General features: G+C 65.9%; 24 protein-coding genes. 7 read left to right on the top strand and 17 right to left on the bottom strand.

Features of this window, described 5'->3' with window-relative positions:
* Positions 1-454: 454 nt before the first annotated feature.
* Genes lpdA through CN97_RS03975 form a run of 4 tightly spaced genes read right to left on the bottom strand, consistent with a single transcriptional unit; the run spans position 455 to position 5,455 of the window.
* The gene (gene lpdA / locus CN97_RS03990) at positions 455-1,843 is read right to left on the bottom strand and encodes a dihydrolipoyl dehydrogenase (RefSeq protein ID WP_035707533.1); all 1,389 of its coding nucleotides are present in this window, start codon (positions 1,841-1,843) and stop codon (positions 455-457) included.
* A 1-nt stretch (position 1,844) separates the two neighbouring features.
* Positions 1,845-3,203, bottom strand: coding sequence for a dihydrolipoamide acetyltransferase family protein (locus CN97_RS03985; RefSeq protein ID WP_035707530.1), 1,359 nt, complete (start codon positions 3,201-3,203; stop codon positions 1,845-1,847).
* A gap of 2 nt (positions 3,204-3,205) precedes the next feature.
* Complete coding sequence (locus tag CN97_RS03980) at positions 3,206-4,219, bottom strand: alpha-ketoacid dehydrogenase subunit beta (RefSeq protein ID WP_035707527.1); 1,014 nt, start codon at positions 4,217-4,219, stop codon at positions 3,206-3,208.
* 3 nt (positions 4,220-4,222) lie between these two features.
* On the bottom strand, positions 4,223-5,455 hold the full coding sequence (locus CN97_RS03975) for a 3-methyl-2-oxobutanoate dehydrogenase (2-methylpropanoyl-transferring) subunit alpha (RefSeq protein WP_035707524.1): 1,233 nt from the start codon (positions 5,453-5,455) through the stop codon (positions 4,223-4,225).
* 198 nt (positions 5,456-5,653) lie between these two features.
* Here CN97_RS03975 and CN97_RS03970 point away from each other — a divergent pair, with 198 nt between their 5' ends.
* The 5 genes from CN97_RS03970 to CN97_RS03950 all read left to right on the top strand — a co-directional run bounded on the left by CN97_RS03970 (position 5,654) and on the right by CN97_RS03950 (position 12,878).
* Positions 5,654-6,133 carry an Lrp/AsnC family transcriptional regulator gene (locus tag CN97_RS03970; RefSeq protein WP_035707521.1) on the top strand — a complete coding sequence of 160 codons (480 nt, stop codon included), beginning with the start codon at positions 5,654-5,656 and terminating at the stop codon, positions 6,131-6,133.
* 291 nt (positions 6,134-6,424) lie between these two features.
* Positions 6,425-9,049 carry a bifunctional lysylphosphatidylglycerol flippase/synthetase MprF gene (gene mprF / locus CN97_RS03965; RefSeq protein WP_035707519.1) on the top strand — a complete coding sequence of 875 codons (2,625 nt, stop codon included), beginning with the start codon at positions 6,425-6,427 and terminating at the stop codon, positions 9,047-9,049.
* A complete protein-coding gene (locus CN97_RS03960) occupies positions 9,046-10,371 on the top strand; it encodes a virulence factor family protein (protein ID WP_051910940.1) in 1,326 nt (441 codons plus the stop codon). Before mprF ends, CN97_RS03960 begins: the two co-directional genes overlap by 4 nt.
* A complete protein-coding gene (locus CN97_RS03955; RefSeq protein ID WP_084683979.1) occupies positions 10,371-11,054 on the top strand; it encodes an arylesterase in 684 nt (227 codons plus the stop codon). The genes CN97_RS03960 and CN97_RS03955 overlap by 1 nt, the downstream gene beginning before the upstream one ends.
* A gap of 417 nt (positions 11,055-11,471) precedes the next feature.
* Positions 11,472-12,878: an FAD-binding oxidoreductase gene (locus CN97_RS03950; RefSeq protein ID WP_035707517.1), complete on the top strand. Its 1,407-nt coding sequence runs from the start codon at positions 11,472-11,474 to the stop codon at positions 12,876-12,878.
* Between the two features lie 2 nt (positions 12,879-12,880).
* Here the strand turns inward: CN97_RS03950 and CN97_RS03945 are convergent, their stop codons facing one another.
* Entirely contained in the window at positions 12,881-13,096 is a 216-nt protein-coding gene (locus tag CN97_RS03945; protein ID WP_035707515.1) for a hypothetical protein, read from the bottom strand.
* 118 nt (positions 13,097-13,214) lie between these two features.
* On the opposite strand from CN97_RS03945, the gene hemE reads away from it, so the two are divergent.
* On the top strand, positions 13,215-14,240 hold the full coding sequence (gene hemE, locus CN97_RS03940; protein WP_035707512.1) for a uroporphyrinogen decarboxylase: 1,026 nt from the start codon (positions 13,215-13,217) through the stop codon (positions 14,238-14,240).
* An 86-nt stretch (positions 14,241-14,326) separates the two neighbouring features.
* Here the strand turns inward: hemE and CN97_RS03935 are convergent, their stop codons facing one another.
* The 10 genes from CN97_RS03935 to pth all read right to left on the bottom strand — a co-directional run bounded on the left by CN97_RS03935 (position 14,327) and on the right by pth (position 22,136).
* Complete coding sequence (locus CN97_RS03935) at positions 14,327-15,295, bottom strand: alpha/beta hydrolase (RefSeq protein ID WP_051910939.1); 969 nt, start codon at positions 15,293-15,295, stop codon at positions 14,327-14,329.
* 93 nt (positions 15,296-15,388) lie between these two features.
* Complete coding sequence (trpB, locus tag CN97_RS03930) at positions 15,389-16,618, bottom strand: tryptophan synthase subunit beta (protein ID WP_035707509.1); 1,230 nt, start codon at positions 16,616-16,618, stop codon at positions 15,389-15,391.
* A gap of 13 nt (positions 16,619-16,631) precedes the next feature.
* Positions 16,632-17,075: a GNAT family N-acetyltransferase gene (locus tag CN97_RS03925; protein WP_035707507.1), complete on the bottom strand. Its 444-nt coding sequence runs from the start codon at positions 17,073-17,075 to the stop codon at positions 16,632-16,634.
* 2 nt (positions 17,076-17,077) lie between these two features.
* Entirely contained in the window at positions 17,078-17,740 is a 663-nt protein-coding gene (locus CN97_RS03920) for a phosphoribosylanthranilate isomerase (protein WP_035707505.1), read from the bottom strand.
* A gap of 11 nt (positions 17,741-17,751) precedes the next feature.
* Complete coding sequence (locus CN97_RS03915) at positions 17,752-18,120, bottom strand: LapA family protein (protein ID WP_035707502.1); 369 nt, start codon at positions 18,118-18,120, stop codon at positions 17,752-17,754.
* Positions 18,120-18,416 (bottom strand): integration host factor subunit beta, encoded by a 297-nt coding sequence (gene ihfB / locus CN97_RS03910; protein ID WP_035707499.1) that lies wholly within the window; start codon positions 18,414-18,416, stop codon positions 18,120-18,122. Before ihfB ends, CN97_RS03915 begins: the two co-directional genes overlap by 1 nt.
* 263 nt (positions 18,417-18,679) lie before the next feature.
* Positions 18,680-20,359 carry a 30S ribosomal protein S1 gene (rpsA, locus tag CN97_RS03905; RefSeq protein ID WP_035707496.1) on the bottom strand — a complete coding sequence of 560 codons (1,680 nt, stop codon included), beginning with the start codon at positions 20,357-20,359 and terminating at the stop codon, positions 18,680-18,682.
* A 111-nt stretch (positions 20,360-20,470) separates the two neighbouring features.
* On the bottom strand, positions 20,471-21,079 hold the full coding sequence (locus CN97_RS03900; protein WP_035707493.1) for a (d)CMP kinase: 609 nt from the start codon (positions 21,077-21,079) through the stop codon (positions 20,471-20,473).
* Complete coding sequence (locus CN97_RS03895) at positions 21,076-21,456, bottom strand: DUF2237 family protein (RefSeq protein WP_035707490.1); 381 nt, start codon at positions 21,454-21,456, stop codon at positions 21,076-21,078. Before CN97_RS03895 ends, CN97_RS03900 begins: the two co-directional genes overlap by 4 nt.
* Positions 21,456-22,136, bottom strand: coding sequence for an aminoacyl-tRNA hydrolase (pth, locus tag CN97_RS03890; protein ID WP_035707485.1), 681 nt, complete (start codon positions 22,134-22,136; stop codon positions 21,456-21,458). The genes CN97_RS03895 and pth overlap by 1 nt, the downstream gene beginning before the upstream one ends.
* Before the next feature lie 100 nt (positions 22,137-22,236).
* Here pth and CN97_RS03885 point away from each other — a divergent pair, with 100 nt between their 5' ends.
* Positions 22,237-22,545 (top strand): antibiotic biosynthesis monooxygenase family protein, encoded by a 309-nt coding sequence (locus tag CN97_RS03885; RefSeq protein ID WP_035707482.1) that lies wholly within the window; start codon positions 22,237-22,239, stop codon positions 22,543-22,545.
* 308 nt (positions 22,546-22,853) lie between these two features.
* Here CN97_RS03885 and CN97_RS03880 read toward each other — a convergent pair whose 3' ends face one another.
* Positions 22,854-23,468 carry a 50S ribosomal protein L25/general stress protein Ctc gene (locus CN97_RS03880; RefSeq protein WP_035707479.1) on the bottom strand — a complete coding sequence of 205 codons (615 nt, stop codon included), beginning with the start codon at positions 23,466-23,468 and terminating at the stop codon, positions 22,854-22,856.
* 110 nt (positions 23,469-23,578) lie between these two features.
* The gene (locus CN97_RS03875; protein ID WP_035707477.1) at positions 23,579-24,742 is read right to left on the bottom strand and encodes an alpha-hydroxy acid oxidase; all 1,164 of its coding nucleotides are present in this window, start codon (positions 24,740-24,742) and stop codon (positions 23,579-23,581) included.
* Between the last annotated feature and the right edge of the window lie 72 nt (positions 24,743-24,814).

Raw genomic sequence — 24,814 nt, 5'->3', positions numbered from 1 at the left:
CTTTACTCCGCTTGCATGCGCTACCGGCGCATCGCTGGAGAAGAAGCGATCCCGCCGCCTGATGCAAGATCGGCGATGCCGCACCTGTTTTTTACCCAAAGGGGAACCACAGCGAAAGCGCTGCGTTAGCAGTCAGTAGGATAAGGCAGGACAGAAGCAGATGACCACAGCGCTTCCCTTTTTGCTCGCCCTCGCCGCGGTTGTTACAGCAATAGCGGTGCCCAATGTCAAAGCGCGCGATGTGCCGGTCCGAGTGGAACGCCCGACGCAGCGAAAGAAGCGCACGAACGGGCACCCGTGATCTAAGGAGCTTTCGTTGAAGGGCGTACTTGCTTGGCTGATCGGTATTCCGATCCCCCTCATCATCATCCTCTATCTCATCAACGTTTTCTGAGTGACCGAAGTGAATATTGAGCCGCGCCCTCCCACGGGCGCGGCTTCTTCTATCCCGCCTTCAAATGTGAAGCGCATGGCCGAGCGCGCGGAGACAGGCCTCCTGCAGACCTTCGCCTTGAGTCGGATGCGCGTGGATCGTGCCGGCCACATCCTCCAGCAGAGCGCCCATTTCGATGGCCAGCCCGAAGGCCGCCGCCAGTTCCGCCACACCATGGCCCACCGCCTGAATGCCGAGGATCAGATGATCGGACTTGCGGGCGACCACCCGGATGAAGCCGTCATCGCGCTCCACCGTCATCGCGCGCGCATTGGCCGCGAAGGGAAAGCTCGCGGTCAATGTGGCGATGCCCTGCGCCTCCGCCTCTGCCGGCGAGAGGCCGACGGTCACCACTTCCGGATCGGTGAAACACACCGCGGGGATCACCCGCTTGTCCCAGACGCGGCGCTCTCCCGCGACGATCTCGGCCACCATTTCCCCCTGGGCCATCGCACGATGGGCGAGCATCGGCTCCCCCGTGACATCCCCGATGGCATAGACCCCCCGCATCGACGTGCGGCAGCCATCATCCACCGCAAGGAACCTGCCGTCCCGCGTGAGCGACAGTTCCTCCAGCCCCCAGCCTTCCAGCTGCGGCTTCCGTCCGACGGTCACGAGCACCTTCTCCGCCGGGATCTGCTCAATCTCGCGGCCCGTCTCGACGGTGAGCTGCCCATTGCCGAAGACCCGCGCCTTCGCCCCGGTAAGCACCCGGACGCCGAGCGCCTGCAACCGCTGCGCCACGGGTTTGGTGAGATCGGCATCGTAAAGCGGCAGGATACGGTCGGCCATTTCCACGACCGTCACCTTTGATCCCAGCTTGGCAAAAGCCGTGCCGAGCTCGAGGCCGATATATCCCCCGCCCACCACTGCCAGCGTCTGCGGGATATCCGAGAGCGACAGCGCCTCGGTGGAGGAGATGACATCCCCGCCGAACGGCAGGAAGGGCAGTTCCACCGGCACGGAGCCGGTCGCGATCACCACGGCTTCGGCGGTGATGGTGTGGCCCTCCCCCTCCGCCGTCGTCACCGCCACGGTCTTGCCGTCGACGAAACGCGCGGTGCCCTCGATCAGCCGCGCCTTGGCTTTCTTCAGCAGGCCCCCGACGCCGCCGTTCAGCCGCTCCACGATGCCGTCCTTCCACGCAACCGTGCGGGAGAAGTCGATGGCAGGGTCGGCGGCGGTGATGCCCAACGCGCCCTCCGCCGCGAAGGTGCGCAGACGGGCGAACTCCTCCGCCGCGTGGATCAGTGCCTTGGAGGGGATGCAGCCGATGTTGAGACAGGTGCCCCCCGGCTTCTGCGGATCGACAATGATCGTGTCCACCCCCAGCTGGCCCGCGCGGATCGCACAGACATAGCCCCCCGGTCCCGCTCCGATGACGAGCAGTTTGCAGGTCAGTTCGGCCATGTCATTCCTCCACGAAAATCATCGCAGGCGTTTCCAGCAGCGTCTTCAGCCGCTGAACGAAAACCGCCGCGTCCCATCCGTCGATGACCCGGTGATCGAAGGAGCAGGAAATGTTCATCATCTTGCGGGGCACGAATTCCGTCCCGTCCCAGAACGGGCGGATCTGCATGCGGTTGACCCCGACGATGGCCACTTCCGGGTGGTTGATGATCGGTGTCGTCGCGATGGCGCCGAGCGGGCCGAGCGATGTGATGGTGATGGTGGAACCGGAAAGCTCCTCCCGCACCGCGCTGCCATCCCGTGCGGCCTCCGCCAGGCGCAGCAGCTCCCCCGCCGCCTCGCGCAGTGTCAGTGCCTCCGCATGGCGCACCACCGGAACCATCAACCCGTTCGGCGTCTGGGTGGCGATGCCGATATGCACACCCCCGTACTGCCGCACGACGCCGGCCTCATCATCATAGAGCGCGTTCAGCGCGGGCTGCTCCCGCACGGCCCGCACGATGGCCTTCATGAGGAATGGCAGAAGGGTCAGCTTCGCCGCACCCCGGCCTTCGGCATTGAGCTTGGCGCGCAAGTCCTCCAGCCCGGTGACATCGACCTCCTCGATGATGCTGATATGGGGGATGTTGCGCTTGGAGAGCTGCATCCGCTCCGCGATCCTGCGGCGCAGACCGACGACCTTCACCTCCGTCACGGATCCGTCGCGGCGATGGGCCGGACGGCCTTCGGGCGCGCCTGCTTCCACATGCGCCGACAGATCGTCATGCGTGATCCGCCCCGCCGGCCCGGAGCCGCGCACGAAGCGCAGGTCCACGCCCGCCTCCCGCGCCCGCTGGCGGACGGAGGGCGTGGCGAGCGGCCGCTCCCCCTCGGGACGGAGCGCGGCGGAGGGCGTGTGGCGCCCCCGGGATGCGGGCCTTGCGGCGGGAGGGGAAGTCTCGCCCGTGGGAAGTTTCGCGGCCGGTGTTTTGACAGCAGGCGATTTGCCAGCCGGTGAATTGTCAGCAGGCCCGGCGGCCGGCCCGGCGGGCGGTGAGGCGTCTTCCGTCCCGCTCTCGCCCTTCGCTGCCCTCGCAGCCCGAACAGGCGGCTCCGCATCGGCGGAGACATTCCCCTCTCCCTCCACCTCCAGCCGGATCAGCTCTGCCTTCACGGCGATGCTGTCACCCACCTCTCCGCCCAGCCAGACCACCTTGCCGGAGGCGGGAGAGGGGATTTCCACCGTCGCCTTGTCCGTCATCACGGCGGCGAGCGGCTGATCCTCCTGCACGATGTCTCCCGGCGTCACGTGCCATTCCACAAGCTCGGCCTCGGCGATGCCTTCGCCGATATCGGGCATTCTGATCGACAGGGTTCCCATGCTCACGCCTCCATGATGCTGGTGAGCGCCGCGCCGACCCGCGCAGGCCCGGGGAAATAGCTCCATTCGTGCACATGCGGATAGGGCGTGTCCCAGCCCGCCACCCGTCGCACGGGAGCCTCCAGATGGTAGAAACACTCCTGCTGGACCAGCGCCGCCAGTTCTGCCCCGAAGCCGGAGGTGAGCGTGGCCTCATGCACGATCACGCAACGCCCCGTCTTGCGCACGGAGGCTGTCACCGCCTCCAGATCGAGCGGGAGCAGCGTGCGCAGGTCGATCACCTCGGCATCCACGCCTGTCTCCTCCGCCGCGGCCTCCGCCACATGGACCATCGTTCCATAGGTCAGCACCGTCACGGCGGAGCCTTCACGCCGGATGGCCGCCTTGCCCAGCGGAACGGTATAGTGCCCCGGCTCCACCTCTCCGAACGGATGGTTCTTCCACGAGGCGACCGGACGTTCATGGTGCCCATCGAATGGACCGTTGTAGAGCCGCTTCGGCTCCATGAAGATCACCGGATCGGGATCCTCTATGGCGGAGAGCAGCAGCCCCTTGGCGTCCTGCGGGTTGGAGGGCACGACGACCTTCAGCCCCGTCACATGGGTAAACAGCGCCTCCGGCGACTGGGAGTGCGTCTGCCCGCCGAAGATGCCGCCGCCCGTGGGCATGCGGATCACCATCGGGCAGGTGAATTCGCCGTTGGAGCGATAGCGCAGCCGCGCGGCCTCCGACACGATCTGGTCATAGGCGGGGTAGACGTAATCCGCGAACTGGATCTCCACCACCGGTCGGAGACCATAGGCCGCCATGCCGATCCCCGCGCCCACGATGCCGGATTCGTTGATCGGCGTATCGAAGCAGCGGGTCGGCCCGTATTTCTTCTGCAAGCCGGAGGTCACGCGAAAGACCCCGCCGAAATATCCCGCATCCTCGCCAAACACGATCACGCGGTTGTCGCGGCCCATCGCCACGTCGAGTGCATCGCGCAGCGCCTCGATCATCGTCATGCGCGCCATGGCTCAGTACCCCGCTTCCTGCCGCTGGCGCATCAGGTGCGGCGGCATCGTCTCATAGACATCCTCGAACATCTCGCGGACGGAGGGGCGGTGGCCGGAATGCAGCGTGCCGATGGCCTCGGCCTCCTTCTGGGCGGCAATGACCTCGGCCATTATCTCGGCCTCGGCCTGGGCATGGCGCTCCTCCGACCAGGGGCCCTTCAGGATCATGTGGTTCTTCAACCGCAGGATCGGGTCGCCCAGCGGCCAGGCGGAGCTTTCCTCCGCCGGACGGTAGGCGGACGGATCGTCGGAAGTGGAATGCGCCCCCTGCCGGTAGGTGACATATTCGATCATCGTCGGCCCGAGGTTCCGGCGCGCCCGCTCCGCCGCCCAGCGCGCGACGGAAAGCACGGCGAGATAGTCGTTCCCATCCACCCGCAGCGAGGGAATCCCGAACCCCAGCCCCCGGGCGGCAAAGGTTCCCGAGCCGCCACGTGCGATGCCCTGGAAGGTGGAGATGGCCCACTGGTTGTTGACGATGTTCAGGATCACCGGCGCCTTGTAGGTGGAGGCAAAGACCAGCGCCGCGTGGAAGTCGCTCTCCGCCGTGGAGCCGTCGCCGATCCAGGCGGCGGCGATCTTGCGATCGTTCATGATCGCCGACGCCATCGCCCAGCCCACCGCCTGAATATACTGCGTTGCAAGGTTGCCGGAGATCGAGAAGAATCCCTGCGGCTTGTCCGAATACATCACCGGCATCTGCCGGCCGCGCATCGGATCTTCCGCATTGGAGTAGATCTGGTTCATCATCGTGCGGAGCGGATAATCGCCCGCGATCAGCAACCCCGCCTGCCGATAGGTCGGGAAGTTCATGTCGCCGGGGTTCAGCGCCTTGCGGAAGGCGCAGGACACCGCTTCCTCTCCCAGATGCTGCATGTAGAAGGAGGTCTTCTGTTGCCGCTGCGCCGTCAGCATCCGGGCGTCGAAGGCGCGCAGGATCATCATGTGCCTGAGCCCGTCGCGAAGCGCGTCGTCGGACAGGTCGATGGCCCAGGGGCCGACCGCCTCCGCCTGCCGGTTCAGCACCCGGATGATGGTGAAGGCCATGTCCCGCATATCCTCGGGATTCTCGTCGATCTCGGGGCGGCGGACCGTGCCCGCGCGGGGAATCGTCACATGGCTGAAATCCGGCTTGTCTCCCGGCCGGACCTCTGGGGCGGGAACACGAAGGCTGAGCGGCGGCAGGTCGTCCATGGCGTCTCCTCAAGGCGCGGTCGCGCGGTATGGGAAGGGTCGGCCACGGCGTGCCGGGCGGCTCCTCTCCGCCCCCTCTCCCGGATATGAGGATAATGCCGAGCGACCAAAAGGAAATTCCGATCCTTGCGCATGGCGATTTTGTGTCAGAAGCTTCTTTCGTGATCTGCGCCACTCCCGGCAGCATCTTTGGACCCCATGCCCGAACCCAGCCGCATCCTTGATCGAATCGACCGACGCATCCTCCGCGCCCTTCAGGGGAACGGCCGCCTGACCAATGCCCAGCTCGCGGAGGAGATCGGCCTCTCGCCCAGCCCCTGCTGGCAGCGCACCCGGCGGCTGGAGGCGGAAGGCTATATCCAGGGCTATACCGCCGTGCTGGATCAGGAACGGCTCGGCATGGCCGAGACCGTCATCATCGAGGTCATGCTCGACCGCCATGATGACACCGCGCTCGAAGCCTTCGGCAAGGCCATGGTCGCGCTGCCGGAGGTGCTGGAGGTATATCTCACCACCGGCGAATACGACTATTTCATCAAGGTCGCCGCCAATGGCACACGGGGATATGAGGATTTCCTCCGCCAGAAGCTGTTCCGGGTGCCGGGGATCCGCCATGCCCGATCGAGCTTCACGCTGCGTTGCCTCAAGCGGAGCCAGTCCGTCGTGCCGGAGATCTGAGCATTCATCGTGCGGAAAGGAAAAGGGCGTAAGCCATGACGCAGTGCCGATGACGGGCGAAGCCGCGGAACTGCCACGCCTGCCCGCTCTTCGGACCCTCAGGGCAAGCGGCGGAGGAGAAACGGTGGTGGAAGCAACGGCCGAACCCCTGCAAGAGGCGACACGCGGCTGGCCACATTGTGTCAGCGGGATCGCACAAGAGTGCTTGTCAGAGGGGAACAGAACTATGGCCGGTCTCTTATTTTTCTGCGACAAGATGCCCCGTATCCGGGCTGCCAAGAGCGGGTCTCAATGACCGAGAAGAATATGGAACTGCCGCGTCCCTCGCCGGAAAAGACGGGTGTCGCCAAGCTAGCCGTCCGACTTCTGGAGCCGCGCGTGGCGGGGCCGCTGATTGGCGCGATCATCGCCGTCATCGCAACCGTGGTGATCTACAAGATCAGCGACGAGCTTCGGCTGGACGATATCAAGGCCGCCATTTCCGGCACACCCCGGATCGCGCTGGCTGAAGCGCTGGGCTTCACGGTGCTGAGCTTCTGCGCACTCGGGCTGTATGACGTTCTGGCCTCGCGCCGCGTTGCGCCGGACAGGGTGCCCGTGCGGCTCGCGGCGTTTGCGGGCGCGGTGGCCTATGCGATCTCCAACGCCATCGGCTTTCACGTCGTGGTGGGCAGTTCGATCCGCTACCGCATCTATCAGGCGGCGGGACTGGATGCCTCGGATGTGGGGCGCATCGTCGGCATCTCCTTTCTGAGCTTCACCGCGGGGATCGGTGCGGTGATCGGCCTCGCGCTGCTGCTCGATCCAGACGGCATTCCCTTTCTTCAGATCGTCTCGCCCATGGCAGACCGGATCATCGGCGGCCTCATCGTTGCGGCGATTCTGGCCACCCTCCTCTGGCTCTCGCGCAACCCGCGGGAGGTCATGCTGTTCAACTGGCGTCTGCCGCTTCCATCTGCCCGGAACGCGACGGCCCAGATCCTTGTTGCCGCCGCCGATATCGCCGCCGCTGCCGCCGCGCTCTATGTGCTGCTGCCCGGCGATGTGACGCAGGGCTATGCGATGTTCCTGATCCTGTTCGTCGTGGCGCTGGTCATCGGCACGGTCAGCCATGCGCCCGGCGGCCTCGGCGTGTTCGAGGCGACGGTGCTGCTGGGGCTTGGGGCGGGCAACCGGCCGGATGTGGTCGCGGCGCTCGTGCTGTTCCGGGTGATCTACTACTTTCTGCCCCTGGCAGTCGCCGGGATCGCCTTTCTGGGCTTCGAAGGCTACCGGGCGCGGCATGCCGTCCGGGCCGTGGCGGGGCGGGTCAGCCCTGTCGTACAGCGGATCGTGCCACCGCTTGCGGGAACGGCAACGCTGGTCGGGGGCTGCATCCTCCTGCTGTCGGGCAACGTTCCTGCCCTCGCCGATCGCGTGGGGTTGTTGAGCGGGCTGATACCCCTGCCTTTCGCAGAAGCCTCGCACCTGATGGCAAGCGTTGCCGGGCTGCTCCTCATCGTCATCTCCCGTGGTCTGTTCCGGCGGATCGCCCGTGCCCGCTTGCTGGCGATCTGCCTGCTCTGCGCCGGCGCGGTGTTCTCCCTCGCCAAGGGTCTGGACTGGGAGGAGGCGAGCGGCCTGCTTGTCGCCGCGCTCCTGCTTGCGATGTTTCCGGGAGCCTTCTACCGGCGCGGGCGGATGCGCTCCTTCCGGTTGACGCCGACCTGGCTTGCCCTGGTCATCGTCATCATCGCTTTCTTCACGCTGATCGGTCTGCTGGCCTACCGTCACGTCGATTACCAGAACGACCTGTGGTGGAGCTTCGACTGGGACGGGGATGCCTCGCGCTTCCTGCGGGCGACGCTGGCGCTCGTCATCATCACAGGCGCGCTCACCATCGACAGCTGGCTGAACCGGCCGGCGGGAGCAAAGGTTTCCGGCCCGGTGGAGATCCCGGATGCGGTCAGGCGCATCCTGAAGACCACGACCGCCACCCAGCCCAACGTCGCGCTGCTGGGAGACAAGTCCTTCATGGTCTCCGCCGACGAAACCGCATTCCTGATGTATGGCGAACAGGGCAACAGCTGGATCGCGCTTGGCGATCCGGTGGGCAATGCGGAAGCGGGTCGCCGTCTGATCTGGCACTTCGCCGAGGCTGCCGACCGCAACGGGATGCGGGCCATCCATTATTCCGTCACCCCGGAATGGCTGGCCGTCTATCTGGAGCTCGGCGTCGCCCTGTTGAAAACAGGAGAGGTCGCGCGGGTGGACCTGCACAGCTTCTCGCTGGAAGGGCCGTCGCGGCAGGACTTCCGCTATGCCGACAAGCGCGCCGCCCGCGAGGGGCTGGAGTTCTCCGTCCTCCCCGCGGCGGAGGTTCCCGCGGCGCTGGAGGAGCTTCGCGGCGTTTCGGATGCCTGGCTGGAGACAAAGCATGGGTCCGAGAAGGGCTTTTCCCTCGGCCGGTTCGACGACGACTACATCAAGGAGTTCGACATCGCCGTTCTGCGCAAGGACGGCGCCATCGTCGCCTTTGCCAATCTCTGGCGGTCGGGCGACAACCTGAATGAATTGTCGATCGACCTCATGCGCTATCGGCCCGGCGTGTCCAAGGTCATCATGGACGCGCTCTTCGCCCGGCTGCTGCTCTACGGAAAGGCTGAGGGATATCGCTGGTTCAACCTCGGCGCGGCGCCGCTTGCCGGCCTCGCCGATCATCCGCTTGCCTCGACATGGAACCGGCTCGGCACCTTCATTTATCGGCGCGGCGACGAGTTCTACAATTTCGAAGGGCTGCGCGCCTTCAAGCAGAAGTTCGGACCGGTCTGGACGTCCCAGTACCTCGCTTGCCCCGGCGGCTTCGCCATGCCGCAGGCGCTCATGGATGTGACGGCACTGATCTCCGGCAATCCGATACGGGTGTTGAAACGATGACTTGTGCAAAATCCGTGCTGACGGCCCTTCTGGCGCTGCTCGCCGTTACGCCCGTTCAGGGGCAGGATATGCCCTCCAGGGTGAGCGCGGAACGTCTGACCGATATTCCGCTGTATATGCCCGCCCCCTCGCCGCAGGACGGGCCAAAGGCGGTCGTCGTCTATTTCTCCGATGCGGCGGGCTGGCAGGCGGCAGATGACCGGATGGTTGCGGCGCTGACGGGCGAGGGGTCCATGGTGCTCGCGGTGGATTATGGCCGCCACATCCAGGAACTCGCGGCAGAGGAGGGCGACTGCCTGCCGGTGGACGGCGCGATCAGCGATCTGGCCCAGACGGCGGAGCGGCAGGCGGGTCTTCAGACCTATCTCCCGCCGATCCTCGCAGGGCGGGGGGCGGGTGCGGCCTTTGCCTATGCCGCCGTGGCGGAGGCGCCGGTCGCCTCCTTCGCCGCAGCAGTGGGAAGCGGCTTTGACGGCGAAACCGCCCTGCCCCGCCTGATATGCCGCCCCGATGACCTGCCCGCGCCCGGCGCCATGGGTTTCGACCCCGCCGTGCAGCGGACGGCGCATCTCTTCGCTTCGGAGGCGGTGCTCCCCGCCGTCGAGGAGGCCGCGTCCCGGCAGGAGGAAGTGACGGTGGAGGAGCTGGACACCGACGCGCCCGAGGCGCAGCTTGCCGCCGCGGTGAGCGATATCGCAGGGTCGGTGAAGCCCTTCGGCGACCTGCCCGCGGTTGATGTGCCGGCCACCGGAAAGCCGCGGGCGCTCGCCATCGTCATCTCCGGCGATGGCGGCTGGCGCGATCTGGACAAGTCGATCGCTGACTGGCTCGCCCAGCATGGCGTTCATGCCGTAGGGCTGGACGCGCTGCGCTACTTCTGGTCCCAGCGGACGCCGGAGGAGCTGGCCCGCGACATCACCACGATCGCCGCGACAGCCGATCCCACGGGCCAACTGCCTGTCGGTCTGATCGGCTACTCTTTCGGCGCCGATACGCTGCCCTTCGCCTGGCCCCTGCTGCCGCAGGCGCTCCGCGACCGGACGCGTCTCATCGGGCTGCTGGCACCCAGCCCCTCGACCTCCTTCCAGGTGACGGTGGGCGGGTGGCTTGGCATCGACAGCACGGGCTACGATGTGCCGACCGCCATCGCTGCGCTGCCTGCGGACAGGACGATCTGCGTCTCCGGGGAAGAGGAAGAGGATACTGCCTGCAACGATCCGCGGCTTGCCAGCTTCGGCAAGATACGGACGACGGGCGGGCATCATTTCGACGGCGATTATGATGCGCTGGCCGCGAGGCTGATGGCGAAGCTGCTGCCCTGATGACCGACCCGCTGCCACCACGCCCCGCGCCAGCGCGCAAGGTTTCCGGCGTGACAGCGGCGGTTCTTGGTCTGCTGTTTCTTTGTCTAGGCCTCCTCGTCGCTCCTTCCGCAGAGGCCCGCAGCCTTCGGGTCGTGGCCTTTGGCGACAGCCTGATGCAGAGCTTCGGCCTTCCCGCGCAGCAGAGCCTGCCGGTGCAGCTTGAAGCCTGGCTGCGCGCGCGTGGCTGGGACGTGCGGGTGGAGAATGCCGGGATCGCGGGCGACAGCACGCGGGGCGGGCGCGCCCGGCTCGAGAGGGTTCTGCGACCCAGGCCAGATGCGATGATCGTGAGCCTCGGCGGCAACGATGCCTTCCGCGGCGTGCCCTTTGACACCGCCGCCGCCAATCTGACGGCCATCATGGGAGAGATACGGGCTCGGGCCATTCCGGCGCTGCTGGTCGGCGTGGAAATTCCGGGCATCTACGCCCCCGCACTCCGGTACAACCGTCTGTGGTCAGAGGTCGCCGCCGCGCAGGAGGTGCCTCTCTATCCGAATTTCTATCTCGGCATCCTCCGCCATCTCTCCACTCCCTTCGAGGCCCCGCGCTATCTGCTCGACGGCATTCATCCGAATGCAGAGGGCGTGACGCTGATCGTTGAAGCGCTCGGCCCCGCGGTGGAGGCGATCCTGCCGCGCTGAGCGGGGGCCATAGCGCCGGCTTTGCCCCTGACGGTCCAGCGCCGCGACGGAAGGGGGCGAGAGCGAACGCCGGCCCTGCCCCGGACGCGATCCCGCCGCGCTGAGCGAATGCCGCGCCCCCTTTCCCGCTGACGGTCCGGCATCACGGAAGTGAGCTGGGGCGAACGCTCGACAGCGGAACGGGCAGGCGGCGGCACCGCAGGATGGCAGAGCCCCTTAGCCCGAGGCATCAGCCTCCCGGAAGGGGGCGGCAGTGAACGCTCGACAGCGGAGGAGCGCAGGCGTCAGGCGCCGCACGAAACCGCGGCGCCGCTTTGCTCCCCACGGTCCTCGCTTAAGCGGACGACAGCACAGCGCCCGGTTGACAGCGGAGGGGCGCAGGCGTCAGGTGCCGCGCGAAACGGCAGGGAATATCGCATGGCACTGATCGACGCTCTTCGGGACATCACCGGCCCGGCCAATGTACTGACCGGCGACGAAACGGCACGCTACAGCCACGATTGGACGGGAAAATACGTCTGGACGCCGCGCGCCGTCGTACGTCCGGCCAACAGGGAAGAAGTAGCGGCCACCCTGCGGCTCTGCGCCGAGGCGGGCGTTCCGGTGGTGCCGACCGGCGGCGGCACAGGTCTGAACGGCGGCACCTTCGCGGAAGGCGGGGTCATGCTCTCGCTCGAACGGATGAACCGCATCCGCGAGATCCGCCCCGCCTCCCGCATCGCCATCGTCGAGGCGGGCGTCGTCCTCTCGGCCATCCATGATGCGGTGGCGGAGCATGGGCTGGCCTTCCCGCTGACCTTCGGCGCGCGCGGCTCGGCGCAGGTGGGAGGCTTCCTTTCCACCAATGCGGGCGGCTCGAACGTGGTGCGGTTCGGCAATACGCGCGCCCTCGTCCTCGGGGTGGAAGTGGTGCTGGCGGACGGACGTGTGCTCGACCTGATGTCGGAACTGCGCAAGGACAATACCGGCTATGACCTGCGCGACCTGTTCATCGGGGCGGAAGGGACGCTCGGCATCATCACGGCGGCGGTGCTGAAGCTGGTGCCCGCCGCGCGCGCCCATGCGACGGCGATGGTCGCGGTGCCGGGCCTTGCCGTGGCGCTCGACCTGCTGAACAGGCTGCAGGGGGAGACGGGTGGCGCGGTCGAGGCTTTCGAATACCTCCCCGCCGCCTACATGGAACGGCTCGCCCGGCATCGCCCCGACCTGAAGGAACCCTTCGCCACGCGCTATCCTTCCACCCTGCTCATAGAGATCGGCGTGACTGCCCCGCATGAGGCGGAGCCGCTCGCCGACGGTTCGCTCCCGGTCGTGACACGGCTGGAAGATACGCTCGCCATGGCGATGGCGCGGGGTGAGGTGCTGGACGCCACGCTCGCCCGGACAGAGGCGCAGCGGGCAGAAATGTGGGCGGTGCGGGAAGCCGCGGCGGAGATCACCTTTGCCCAGAAACCGCATGTGGATACCGACATCTCCCTGCCGCTCGACCGGATGCAGGACTTCCTCACCGCGATGACCGCGCGGCTCCATGTGCTCGATCCCGGCGCGGAGGAGCTGGCCATCGCGCATCTGGGTGACGGAAACTTCCACTACACCGCCTTCCCCAGCCGCGATGACGCGCCCCTGCTCGCCACGATCCGCAATGCGGTGGCGGAGGAGGCGGTGCGGCTGGGGGGCAGTTTCTCCGCCGAACACGGGATCGGCCTGTCCAAACGGCCCACGATGGCGGACCACAAGGATCCCGTCGCGCTCGACGTCATGGCGCGCATCAAGGCCGCGCTGGACCCGCAGGGCCTGCTCAATCCCGGAAAAGTGCTGCCCTGAGCTCAGGGCGCCGGTGCGCGGAGGCAGTCGCGCGGTTCCCGGCCCGCGGGAACCCGTGTCTCCGCCCCGCAGGCCGCGCAACGAAAGACGCGCTCTGTCCCGGTGGAATGGGCGCGATCCTCTCGCCAGCGGCAGGTGCGGGTGAGCGTGCTGCCCCGGCGGGTCCACCACAGACCTATGATCACGGCAAGCAAGAGGAAGGGGATGAAGAAGATCATGTCATGCCCAGGTGAGCGGCGGGATGCAGAGGGCTTACGCCTCCCCCTCCGGCGCGGCAACCGGCTGACTTGACTTCTGCCCCTGTGTCGCGTTCACGGTCGGCGGAGGAGAGCCGCCATGACCAAGAAGATACTTCGTGCCCTCGCCGGGGAACAGCAGGATGTTCCCCCCGTCTGGATGATGCGTCAGGCGGGGCGCTACCTGCCCGAATACCGCGCCACGCGGGCGAAGGCCGGGGATTTCCTGAGCCTGTGCTACACCCCGGACCTCGCGGCGGAGGTGACGCTCCAGCCGATCCGGCGCTATGGCTTTGACGCCGCGATCCTGTTTGCCGACATCCTGCTGGTCCCCCAGGCCCTGGGGCTTGACCTGCGCTTCGTGCAGGGAGAGGGGCCGCGTCTGTCCACCGTCACGGATGCGGCCGGGGTCGCGGCGCTCCGCCCCGCCGGGGACGTGCATGAAACGGTGTCCCCCGTCTATGAGACGGTCCGCCTCGTGGCGCGCGCGCTTCCGCCAGAGGTGACGCTCATCGGCTTCGCCGGCGCGCCCTGGACGGTGGCCACCTATATGGTCGCCGGGCGCGGCACCCCGGATCAAGGCCCCGCCCATGCGATGATCGCGCGCGACCGTGCGGCCTTCGCCGCGCTGATCGACCGGATTTCGGAGGCGACGATCCTTTACCTTTCCGCCCAGATCGAGGCAGGGGCGGAAGTCGTCAAGCTGTTCGACAGCTGGGCCGGATCGCTAAAGGGCGCGGATTTCGAGCAGTTCGCCGTCGCTCCCGCCCGCCGCATCATCGCCGCTCTGAAGGAGCTTCACCCCGGCGTGCCGATCATCGCCTTCCCGCGGGAGGCAGGGGAGCGCTATGCGGGCTTCGCGCATGCGACGGGGGCTGACTGCGTCGCGCTGGACAATTCGGTCGATGCCAAATGGGTGGCAGGCGCCGTGCAGGTTGACGGCTGCGTGCAGGGCAACCTCGCGCCCCACCATCTCGTCACCGGAGGGCCGGAACTGGTGGCGGAAACCCGGCGGATCGTGCGCGCCTTCTCTCAGGGGCCGCATATCTTCAATCTCGGCCACGGTATCACGCCGGACGCCGATCCCGATAACGTCAGCCGGATGCTGGAGGCGATCCGGGGCTGACGTGCCTCCCTCCGGCACGGTGGCGGTGGCGCCTCGACGCGGCCCGACGCCGTTGGGTTTCGCCGGCTGACACCTCTGGGATTCGGTCAGGGCTTCGGCGGGCTGACGGCGGGTTCGGGGTAGGCAGTCGGCAGCCACTGGCGGTCGATGAACAGCAGTGCATCGACGATGGTCTGCTGCCAGAGCGCCCAGGTATGGGCACCGTCGGTGATACGCAGCTCGGAGGTCCGCTTTGCGGCCTGCAGCGTTTCATGCAGATCCACCGCGCCCCGCCACAGACGGTAGCCATCATCGTCGCCGCAAGTGATATAGGTGACCGGCAGCGGCTTCTCCGCCGCAACGGCACCCTCGATCAGCGTGAACACATTCAAACGGTTGAAGCGCTCCGCATCGAAGGGCCGGCCGAAGGCCCCGTCGAAGTGATCGCCCACCGACGGCAGGGCAAGGGCGGAGGTCGGGTTCTTCAGAAAGGCCGATTCCTGCACCACCTGCAACTCCTCCGGCGTGTCGTCGAGGTTGGGCGCGGTCACATTCTGCCATATCGCGCCAGACAGGCTGGCGGTGACGACGTAAAGATCATTGTGGGCGTAGGCGAGGCGCAGCGCTCCGAAACCGCCCATGGAAAGCCCGGCGATGCCGCGGCCCTCCCTGTCCTTGCGGACCGGATAGCGCGCCTCCACCGCAAGCCGCAGGTCGCGCGTGATGGCGGTCTCGTAATCCCCCGGCCCACCGAGCGCCATGCTGTCCACATACCAGCTGTTTCCGGCATCCGGCATGACGACGAGCAACGGGTCGATCCGCCCCTCCCCGATCAGCCGGTCCAGCGTCGGCTCGATATTCCCAAGGTCGCGCCAGTTGTTCTGGTTTCCGCCATGGCCGTGGAGCAGGTAGAGCACGGGCCAGCCATTCGGCGGCGGATCACCGGAGGGCACATAGACATTGGCGGAGATGTCGCGGTGCAGCGCGGGGCTGGTGAAGGTCTCCGGGCGCAGTTCGGCCCGGAGCGGAGTAGCGAGGGTCAGGAGCAGGGCGGCGGCAAGGAGGCGCAGGGTCATCGTGTCTCCGGTCGGCAGGGGCTTACCGGGAGGCTAATGATCCTGCTGGAAAACGCCAGCCCGCTCCCGCCCCTGCGGCGGAACGGCGCGCGTTCAGGGGGTGACTTCCACCTCAACCCCGAGCGCGCGGGCGACGGTGAAGATATCCTTGTCGCCCCGACCGGACAGGTTGACGACGATCAGATGGTCCTTCGGCAGATCGGGCGCGATCTTGACGGCATGGGCGAGCGCGTGGCTCGACTCCAGCGCCGGGATGATGCCCTCATACTTGCACAGATCCTGGAATGCGGAGAGCGCCTCCGCATCGGTGATGGAGACATATTCGACGCGGCCCGTATCGTGCAGCCAGGCATGCTCCGGGCCGATGCCGGGATAGTCGAGACCGGCCGAAATGGAGAAGCCCTCCAGGATCTGCCCGTCGGCATCCTGCAGCAGATAGGTCCGGTTTCCGTGCAGCACGCCCGGACGCCCGCCGGTGAGCGAGGCGCAATGCTCCATCCGCTCGTCCACGCCCTTGCCGCCGGCTTCGACGCCGATGATCCGCACGGTGGGATCATCGAGGAAGGGATGGAAGATGCCCATGGCATTCGACCCGCCGCCGATGGCCGCGATGATCGTATCGGGCAGGCGTCCCTCCTGCGCCTCCATCTGGGCGCGGGTTTCGTTCCCGATGATGTTCTGGAAATCGCGCACCATGGCGGGATAGGGATGCGGCCCCGCGACCGTGCCGATGCAATAGAACGTGTCGCGTACATTGGTCACCCAGTCGCGCATCGCATCGTTCATCGCATCCTTCAGTGTGCCGCGACCGGAGGTGACGGCAACGACCTCCGCCCCCAGAAGCCGCATGCGGAACACGTTGGGGGCCTGACGCTGCACATCATGCGCGCCCATGTAGACGATGCATTTCAGCCCGAACTTGGCACAGACCGTGGCCGTGGCGACGCCGTGCTGGCCCGCGCCCGTTTCCGCGATGATCCGGGTCTTGCCCATGCGGCGGGCAAGCAGGATCTGGCCCAGCACGTTGTTGATCTTGTGCGCGCCGGTATGGTTCAGCTCTTCGCGCTTGAGGTAGATCTTCGCCCCCCCCAGCGTTTCCGACAGACGCTCGGCATAATAGAGCGGCGAGGGGCGGCCGACATAATGGGTCCAGAGATCGTTCATCTCTGCCCAGAATTCCGGGTCGTGCTTGGCCCGTTCGTATTCCGCCTCCAGCGACAGGATCAGCGGCATCAGCGTCTCAGAGACGAAACGCCCGCCGTAATTGCCGAACCGTCCGTTCTCGTCCGGCCCAGTCCTGTAGCTGTTGCTGCCGCCTTGCATCGCGCGCCTCCCGTCAGGTCAGATCGCGTTTATAGCCTATGTGGGATGGGGTAAAGCCAAGCCTGTCGTAGAAGGCATGTGCCCTGCTGCGGCTTTTATGTGTGGTGAGTTGCAGAACCCCCGCTCCGGCAGCGCGTGCCCGAGCCTCCGCATCCGCCACGAGCAGCGCGCCCAGTCCCTGCGAGCGCAGCTCAGCCGCCACGCGCACCGCCTCCAGCGTAGCACGCGTCCGGCCCGCATTGGACAGGCCCGGCATGATCGACAGTTGATAGGTCGCCACAACGCGCCCCTGCCGTTCGCCAACGATCAGCTGCGTGTCCGGCGAAGCGGCGATCCGGGCAAAGGCGGCCTCATATGGCCCCAGCGCCGCCGACTCTCGCGCGGCGCCGAGCGGATCGTCCGCCAGCAGCGCGACGATCGCCGGCACATCCTCCAACGCCGCAGGGCGGAAGGTCACGCTCACAGCTTCGTCGCCTCGATGAAGGCACGGATCAGGCCGGGATCCTTAATTCCCGGTGCGCTTTCGGTGCCGGAGGAGACATCGACCTGCCCCGCCCCGGTGACACGCAGCGCATCTGCCACATTCGCGGGCGTCAGGCCACCCGCCAGCATCCAGGGCACCGGCCAGCGCAGGTTCCACAGCAGGCCCCAGTCAAAGGCCACGCCGTTGCCGCCGGGCAGCGCCGCATCCTTCGGAGCCTTGGCATCGACGAGGATCTGGTCCGCCACCTGCCAGTAATCGGCGAGCCTTGCGATATCTTCCGGCCCCGCAATGCCGACCGCCTTCATCACCGGCAATCCGTAGCGCTGGCGGATCTCGGCGACCCGCGCGGGTGTTTCCCGGCCATGCAGTTGCAGCATGTCGAGCGGCACATCCGCCAGAATCGCGTCCAGCAGCGCATCATCCGCATCGACGACAAGGCCGACCTTGGCCAGACCGGCCGGGGCCTCCGCCGCCAGCATCCGCGCCTCGGCAATGCTTACAGCGCGCGGGGAGCGAGGGAAGAAGACAAAGCCCACATAGGCAGCGCCCGCCTCCGCCGCTGCTGCGACATGGGCAGGCTCGCGAAGACCGCATACCTTCACGCGGACAGATTTGGGTGGAATACGGGAACGTGTCATCGGCTGCGGTTCTACCGCTTGCCGTTGCCAGTCTCAAGCAGCGCCACGATCTCGTCCTTCTTGCCGTTGGGGCGGCCGGTCTCCCGGCGGAGCTGAACGACTTCCTGCTCCAGCTTCGCCGCTTCCTTCGACTTCACACGGGCGCGCTTGCGGTGTCCATGCTCCCGGAACCATTCCCAGACGAAGCCGACGAGAACCCCGATCGCTATGCCCCCGAGGAGGATGACAAACAGCGGCAGCTGCACCGCCCAGCTTCCGCCGAACGTCTGCGCCGCAGAGACCGGCAGGAACCGGAACACCACGGGATCACGGTTCGCGACGGCAATGACGATAAGCGCGATGCCCAGCACCGCGATCAATCCATAACGGAGATAGCGCATCAGTCCTCAGTACCTTCCTTCCCGTTCAGCCGGTCCCGCAAAAGCTTGCCGGCCTTGAAGAATGGCACTGCCTTCTCTTCGACTTCAACCGATTCTCCGGTGCGGGGATTGCGGCCAACGCGCGCGTCCCGCTGCTTGACGGAGAAGGCGCCGAAGCCCCGGAGTTCTACCCGGTCACCCCGCGCCATCGCCTCTATGATCTCTTCAAAGATCGTGTTGACGATACGCTCCACATCCCGCTGAAACAGGTGCGGATTCTCTTCGGAAATCTTCTGGATGAGTTCCGACCGGATCATCCGTTCCCCCGTTTCCACATATCGCGACTATTCGACTGAGACTATACGGTCTTTCGCAAGCGCGAGAAACAGGAAACCATTGGAAAGACGGGAGAAACTGGAAACATCCACGCTGATATCCGCCTATTGAGTGATCTCATGGAAATTACGACACGGAATAAGCGAGTAAATCAACTCAGGCACGAAAACGGTTAGCAATCTTTGCAAAGAAAAGCGCCCACCCCGAAAGGTGAGCGCCTAAATCACTTGCAATCTGAAAAGGCTCAGTTGCGATCCTTGAGCGCGGCGCCCAGGATATCACCCAGAGACGCGCCCGAGTCGGACGAACCGTACTGTTCCACGGCTTCCTTTTCCTCGGCGATTTCGCGCGCCTTGATCGACAGACCCAGACGACGGGTCTTGGAGTCGACGTTGGTCACGCGTGCATCGACATGATCGCCGACCTGGAAACGCTCGGGGCGCTGCTCGGCCCGGTCACGCGACAGGTCGGAACGACGGATGAAGGCTTTCATGCCGTTGTATTCGACCTCGATGCCGCCATCCTCGATCGCGGTGACGTTGACCGTCACGATCGAGCCGCGCTTCACGCCGTCGATCGCCTCGGAGAAGGTGTCGTCGCCAAGCGCCTTGATGGAGAGCGAGATGCGCTCCTTGTCGATATCGACTTCCGTCACCGCCGCGCGGACCACATCGCCCTTGCGGTAGTTCTGGATGGCGTCTTCCCCCCGCTGATCCCAGGAGAGATCGGAGAGGTGGACCATGCCGTCGATGTCGTTGTCGAGACCCACGAACAGACCGAATTCGGTGATGTTCTTGACCTCGCCCTCGATCTGCGTGCCGACGGGATGCGTTTCCGCGAAGACTTCCCACGGATTGCGCATGGTTTGCTTGAGACCGAGCGACACGCGGCGTTTCGCGCTGTCGATCTCCAGCACCATGACGTCCACTTCCTGCGAGGTGGAGACGATCTTGCCGGGGTGGACGTTCTTCTTGGTCCAGGACATCTCGGACACGTGGACCAGACCTTCGACGCCCGGCTCCAGCTCCACGAATGCGCCGTAGTCGGTGATGTTGGTCACGCGGCCCTTGTGGACGGTGCCGATGGCGTATTTCCGCTCGACCGCATCCCACGGATCGTCCTGGAGCTGTTTCATGCCCAGGGAGATACGGTGGGTTTCCTTGTTGATCTTGATGACCTGGACCTTCACGGTCTCGCCGATCGCCAGGATCTCGGACGGGTGGTTCACGCGACGCCATGCCATGTCGGTGACGTGCAGCAGGCCGTCAACGCCGCCCAGGTCGACGAAGGCACCGTATTCGGTGATGTTCTTGACGACACCGTCGACCACATCGCCTTCGGTGAGCTTGCCGATGACTTCGGCGCGCTGCTCGGCGCGGGACTCTTCAAGGATGGCACGGCGGGAGACAACGATGTTGCCCCGGCGGCGGTCCATCTTGAGGATCTGGAACGGCTGCTTCATGCCCATGAGCGGGCCGGCATCGCGCACGGGGCGGACATCGACCTGGCTACCCGGAAGGAAGGCCACCGCACCGCCGAGATCGACGGTGAAGCCGCCCTTGACGCGACCGAAGATGACGCCATCGACGCGCTGTTCGGCGGCGTAGGCTTTCTCCAGACGATCCCAGGCTTCCTCACGACGGGCTTTCTCGCGGCTGATGACCGCTTCGCCACGGGCGTTTTCGACGCGGTCGAGGTAGACCTCGACTTCATCGCCGACAGCGATTTCCGGCGCTTCGCCCGGAGCCGCGAATTCTTTCAGATCGACGCGGCCTTCCATCTTGTAGCCCACGTCGATGATGGCCTGGCCCGCCTCGATGGCGATGACCTTGCCGCGGACGACGGAGCCTTCCTGAGGCGTGTCGATGGCGAGGCTGTCGTTAAGGAGGGCCTCGAACTCCTCCATGGTCGCTTTAGCGCACATAAATAAACAGTTTCCTTTGCATGGTATACGGGCCTGGCGGTTGGCTCCGCCGGTCTTTGTGTGGCGTCAGGTGGTAGGACATGGCATCTTATGCAAGAATGGGGCGAAAGATTACTCCCGCCCTTTCCACTTCGACTCGATTGCCGCAATTGCCCGGCTGACGGCCGCGTCTATAGCGAGTTCCGAGGTATCGAGCAAGACGGCATCTTCCGCGGGCCTGAGCGGAGCGGTCGCCCGCTCACTGTCGCGCCGGTCGCGCGCAAGCACATCGGCCAGCACATCCTCGTAGTCGCGCCCCTCCTCCGCCTGCCGCCGCCGCGCCCGAACCTCCGGCGCGGCGGTGACGTAGAGCTTCACTTCCGCATCGGGGCAGATCATCGTTCCGATGTCGCGCCCGTCCAGCACGGCACCTCCGTCCCGCCGCGCGAAGCGACGCTGAAAGGCGACCAGCGCCGCGCGCACCTCCGGGATCGCGGCAACGCGGCTGGCTGCATCGGCGATCTCTGGCCGGCGAAGATCGCCTTCCAGATCATCCGGCCCCAGCGCCTCCGCAGCGGCAACCGCATCCTCTCCGGCCAGCAACCGCCGCCCGACGGCGCGGTAGAGCAGCCCGGTATCCAGATGTGCGAGGCCGAAATGCGACGCAACCGCACGGGAGATGGTGCCCTTGCCGGCAGCCGCGGGCCCGTCGATCGCGACGGTAAAGGAGAAAGACGTCATTCCGTGGCGCATTCCATGAGGATTTCGAGGGGCACCACCTCCAGCGTCGCCGCGTGGCAGGCGGCAAGGCGGATGCGCGGCGCGGCGCCCTCCTCCCAAGCCTGCAGGAACCGGCCGGCACAAAGGCACCAGTTGTCTCCCGGCTGGAGGCCAGGAAACCCATATTCCGGCCGAGGCGTGGAAAGGTCATTCCCGAGATACTTCGAGAGCGCCAGAAACTCGGCCGTCATCACCGCACAGACGGAATGACGCCCGCCATCTGCCGGTCCCGTATCGCAGCAGCCATTCCTCCAGAAGCCTGTCATCGGGCGCGTGGAACAGGTCTCCAGTGCTTCGCCCAGCACGTTTACCGACGGCAGCCGCCCGGTATCCGCCATCAGCGCGACCCCGGCAGAAGGCGCCGCAGACGCTCGAAGGGGCTGGCGGGAGGCTGCTGTGCCGCAGGGCGCGCCGGCTCAGGCTGCGCGGTTTGCGGTGCAGGTGCCGGCTTGGGCGCCGGATTGGGCGAGAGCGCCGTCATGAATCGGGAGGAGTTCCCCTCCGCCAAGTCAGGCGCGCCGCGTTCCACCCCGGTCAACACCTCCTCCAGCCACGGCGCATCGGCCTTGGCGAAATCGGACAGCACGTAGCCCGCGACCCTCTCCTTGTCGCCCGGATGACCGATGCCAAGCCGGACGCGCGCATAAGACTCCCCGATATGCTGGTGCATGGAGCGCAGCCCGTTATGGCCGGCATGTCCGCCGCCCGCCTTCATCCGAACCTTGCCGGGCGGCAGGTCGAGTTCGTCGTGGAACACGACGATCTCCTGCGGCGTCAGCTTGTAAAAGCGCATGGCCTCCCCCACCGATTGGCCGGAAAGGTTCATGAACGTCTCCGGCTTCAGCAGCACGACCTTTTCATTGCTCAGCCGCCCTTCGGTGACCTGGCCCTGAAATTTCTGCCGCCACGGAGCGAAACCATGGCTGGCGGCAATCCGGTCCACCGCCATGAAGCCGATGTTGTGACGGTTTCCGGCGTAACGCGATCCGGGATTTCCGAGACCCACGAAAAGTTTCACTGGCGTATCCTCCGGCTGGCCTTCACCTTAGCCGCGCCGCCCCGCCAGCGCAACGCGCCCGCCAGCCCCGCGGCTCCACAGCACGAGGATCTGACGACACATGTACCTGACGATGAATCGCTTTCGCATCAAGCCCGGCTCCGAAGCGGTGTTTGAGGAAATCTGGAGAAGCCGCGACAGCCGCCTGAAGGAAGTGCCGGGTTTCATCGCCTTTCACCTGATGCGGGGTCCGTCGAAGGAGGATCACACGCTCTATGCCTCCCATACCAGCTGGGACTCGGAGGAGGCTTTTCAGAACTGGACCCGCTCGGAGCAGTTCCGCCATGCCCATGCGGGCGCTGGCGGGCATGCGGATATCTATCTCGGCCGGCCGGAACTCGAGACCTTCACCTCCGTGCTGGCGGGGTGAGGCGCTCACCAGCGGTAACGCCGGACCCGTGGAGCACCGCTCCACGAGGCGCGGGAGAAGGGCGGGCGGCGCCCGCCTGAGCCCGCGCCTTCCCCCGCGCGGCGGCGCTGGCGACGCGTGCTGGACCGTTGTTCGCAATTTCAGGCGCAATTTCAGGCCCTGCCGAAAGACCGGTCGGTCGAGGCGATCCAGGGTTGGCAATCAGCCCGCCAGCGCGGCAAGGCAAGCCAGGCCAAAGAAAAAGGGCACCGGTTTCCCGATGCCCCTTTCCGAATATTCGGCCCTTGCGGACCGCTGCACGCAAAGGCTCACGCCTCTTCCGCAGCAGCCTCCTCATTCTCTTCCGAACGCAGGCCCGACGGAGCGGAGATGTTCGCCACCACGAAATTCCGGTCGATCGTCGGCTTCACGCCGGCGGGGAGCGGGATGTCGTTGATGTGGATCACGTCGCCGATGTTGCTCCCGGTCAGGTCCACGGTGATGTGATCGGGAATATCACCCGCGGTGACTTCGAGTTCCACCTCGGGACGCACGATGACCAGCGTGCCGCCGCGCTTGAGGCCCGGGGACGCTTCGTGATTCTCGAAGTTCACGTGGATGAACAGGTTGATGCGGCTGTTGCGGTGCAGGCGCATGAAATCGACATGCGTCGGCAGGTCCTTCACCACGTCGCGCTGAACGCCGCGGCAGATGACGCGCACGTCGTCCTGACCTTCGACCTTCAGGTTGAACAGCGTGGACATGAAGCGCCCAGCTTTCAGCTGCTTCAGCAGGTAGTTGTAGTTGAGGTTCAGCGCGAGCGGCTCTTTGCCGTCGCCATAAACGATACCGGGTACGTTGCCCTCACGACGAGCTTGACGAGCGGCCCCCTTGCCTGTCCCCGTCCGCACCTCGGCCTGAAGATTCGGGATCTCACCAGCCATAGGATACTCCATTGGTTAAATGCGGCCGCCCATCCTCCAAGGGTGCATGGACGGTCCAAGGTGGCGCCTCTACACGGCGCGGGCCTTTGAGACAAGCACAATCGCCCCCGTCAGGCCCATTCCCCTTCGAAATTCGCAGGCACATAGAGATTATGGCGCCCGAGGTTCTTCACATCCCGCTCGCCGCAGAGCGCCATGGAAACGTCGAGCTCCCGGTGGATGACGTCGAGCGCGGTCTTGACCCCCTGCTCCCCCATCGCGCCGAGGCCATAGACGAAGGCCCGCCCGATGAACACGCCCTTCGCACCGAGCGCCACGGCCTTCAGCACATCCTGCCCCGAGCGCACGCCCCCATCCATATACACCTCCGTCCGGTCGCCCACCGCCCGAAGGATCGGCGGCAGCCGCCGGATGGAGGACAACGCGCCGTCGAGCTGCCGCCCGCCGTGGTTGGACACGATGATCCCGTCGGCCCCGAAATCGGCGGCCCGCTTCGCATCCTCCTCGTCCAGGACGCCCTTCAGGATGATCTTGCCGCCCCAGAGATCGCGGATCCGCTGAATCTTCTCCCAGTCGAGCTTTGGATCGAACTGCTCCGCCGTCCAGGAGGACAGGGAGGACACATCGCTCACGTTCTTCGCATGTCCCACGATATTGCCGAAGGTGCGCCGTTTGGTCTGCAGCATCTCCATCCCCCACTGCACTTTCGTGGCAAGGTTCAGGATATTGGCGGGGGTCATCTTCGGCGGCGCGGACAGGCCGTTCTTCAGATCCCTGTGCCGCTGGCCGAGGATCTGCAGATCCAGCGTAATCACCAGAGCCGAGCAATTCGCCCGCTTTGCCCGCTCGATCAGACCCTCCAGAAACTCGGTGTCCCGCATGACGTAGAGCTGAAACCAGAAGGGTTTCACCGTATGGGCGGCGACATCTTCGATGGAGCAGATCGACATAGTGGAGAGGGTGAAGGGCACGCCGAAGGTCTCTGCCGCCCGTGCGGCCTTGATCTCCCCGTCCGCGCGCTGCATTCCCGTCAGCCCGACGGGCGCCAGCGCCACCGGCATGGCAACCGGCTGGCCCAGCATCTCGGAGGCGGTCGTCCGCCCCTCCATGTTCACGGCGACCTTCTGGCGCAGGCGGATATCGGCGAAGTCGGAAGAGTTCTCGCGGAAGGTCTGCTCGGTCCAGCTTCCCGATTCCGCGTAATCGTAGAACATCTTGGGTGTGCGCCGCTTGTAGAGCCGCTTCAGGTCGTCGATTGAGGTAATCACGGTCATGTCAGTCTCCGGGATGGCTTCCTGTTCCTAGGCCCGGGACGCGCGTGTTTCAACGTCTGCGGACAACTTGAC

This window comes from Haematobacter massiliensis, from assembly GCF_000740795.1.
GTDB lineage: Bacteria > Pseudomonadota > Alphaproteobacteria > Rhodobacterales > Rhodobacteraceae > Haematobacter > Haematobacter massiliensis.
Note: the sequence above shows the minus strand (reverse complement) of the source record. Positions and strands in the feature narration are given on the sequence as shown.

Excerpts from the sequence above, each read along its gene's own strand:
- mprF (WP_035707519.1), top strand. The coding sequence starts at position 6,425 with ATGACCGAGAAGAATATGGAACTGCCGCGTCCCTCGCCGGAAAAGACG.
- CN97_RS03975 (WP_035707524.1), bottom strand. The coding sequence starts at position 5,455 with ATGGACGACCTGCCGCCGCTCAGCCTTCGTGTTCCCGCCCCAGAGGTC.
- rpsA (WP_035707496.1), bottom strand. The coding sequence starts at position 20,359 with ATGTGCGCTAAAGCGACCATGGAGGAGTTCGAGGCCCTCCTTAACGAC.
- CN97_RS03985 (WP_035707530.1), bottom strand. The coding sequence starts at position 3,203 with ATGGGAACCCTGTCGATCAGAATGCCCGATATCGGCGAAGGCATCGCC.
- ihfB (WP_035707499.1), bottom strand. The coding sequence starts at position 18,416 with ATGATCCGGTCGGAACTCATCCAGAAGATTTCCGAAGAGAATCCGCAC.
- hemE (WP_035707512.1), top strand. The coding sequence starts at position 13,215 with ATGACCAAGAAGATACTTCGTGCCCTCGCCGGGGAACAGCAGGATGTT.
- CN97_RS03900 (WP_035707493.1), bottom strand. The coding sequence starts at position 21,079 with ATGACGTCTTTCTCCTTTACCGTCGCGATCGACGGGCCCGCGGCTGCC.
- CN97_RS03950 (WP_035707517.1), top strand. The coding sequence starts at position 11,472 with ATGGCACTGATCGACGCTCTTCGGGACATCACCGGCCCGGCCAATGTA.
- CN97_RS03920 (WP_035707505.1), bottom strand. The coding sequence starts at position 17,740 with ATGACACGTTCCCGTATTCCACCCAAATCTGTCCGCGTGAAGGTATGC.
- CN97_RS03885 (WP_035707482.1), top strand. The coding sequence starts at position 22,237 with ATGTACCTGACGATGAATCGCTTTCGCATCAAGCCCGGCTCCGAAGCG.
- CN97_RS03935 (WP_051910939.1), bottom strand. The coding sequence starts at position 15,295 with ATGACCCTGCGCCTCCTTGCCGCCGCCCTGCTCCTGACCCTCGCTACT.
- CN97_RS03895 (WP_035707490.1), bottom strand. The coding sequence starts at position 21,456 with ATGGCGGATACCGGGCGGCTGCCGTCGGTAAACGTGCTGGGCGAAGCA.
- CN97_RS03945 (WP_035707515.1), bottom strand. The coding sequence starts at position 13,096 with ATGATCTTCTTCATCCCCTTCCTCTTGCTTGCCGTGATCATAGGTCTG.
- CN97_RS03915 (WP_035707502.1), bottom strand. The coding sequence starts at position 18,120 with ATGCGCTATCTCCGTTATGGATTGATCGCGGTGCTGGGCATCGCGCTT.
- CN97_RS03970 (WP_035707521.1), top strand. The coding sequence starts at position 5,654 with ATGCCCGAACCCAGCCGCATCCTTGATCGAATCGACCGACGCATCCTC.
- CN97_RS03875 (WP_035707477.1), bottom strand. The coding sequence starts at position 24,742 with ATGACCGTGATTACCTCAATCGACGACCTGAAGCGGCTCTACAAGCGG.
- trpB (WP_035707509.1), bottom strand. The coding sequence starts at position 16,618 with ATGCAAGGCGGCAGCAACAGCTACAGGACTGGGCCGGACGAGAACGGA.
- CN97_RS03960 (WP_051910940.1), top strand. The coding sequence starts at position 9,046 with ATGACTTGTGCAAAATCCGTGCTGACGGCCCTTCTGGCGCTGCTCGCC.
- lpdA (WP_035707533.1), bottom strand. The coding sequence starts at position 1,843 with ATGGCCGAACTGACCTGCAAACTGCTCGTCATCGGAGCGGGACCGGGG.
- CN97_RS03955 (WP_084683979.1), top strand. The coding sequence starts at position 10,371 with ATGACCGACCCGCTGCCACCACGCCCCGCGCCAGCGCGCAAGGTTTCC.
- CN97_RS03980 (WP_035707527.1), bottom strand. The coding sequence starts at position 4,219 with ATGGCGCGCATGACGATGATCGAGGCGCTGCGCGATGCACTCGACGTG.
- CN97_RS03880 (WP_035707479.1), bottom strand. The coding sequence starts at position 23,468 with ATGGCTGGTGAGATCCCGAATCTTCAGGCCGAGGTGCGGACGGGGACA.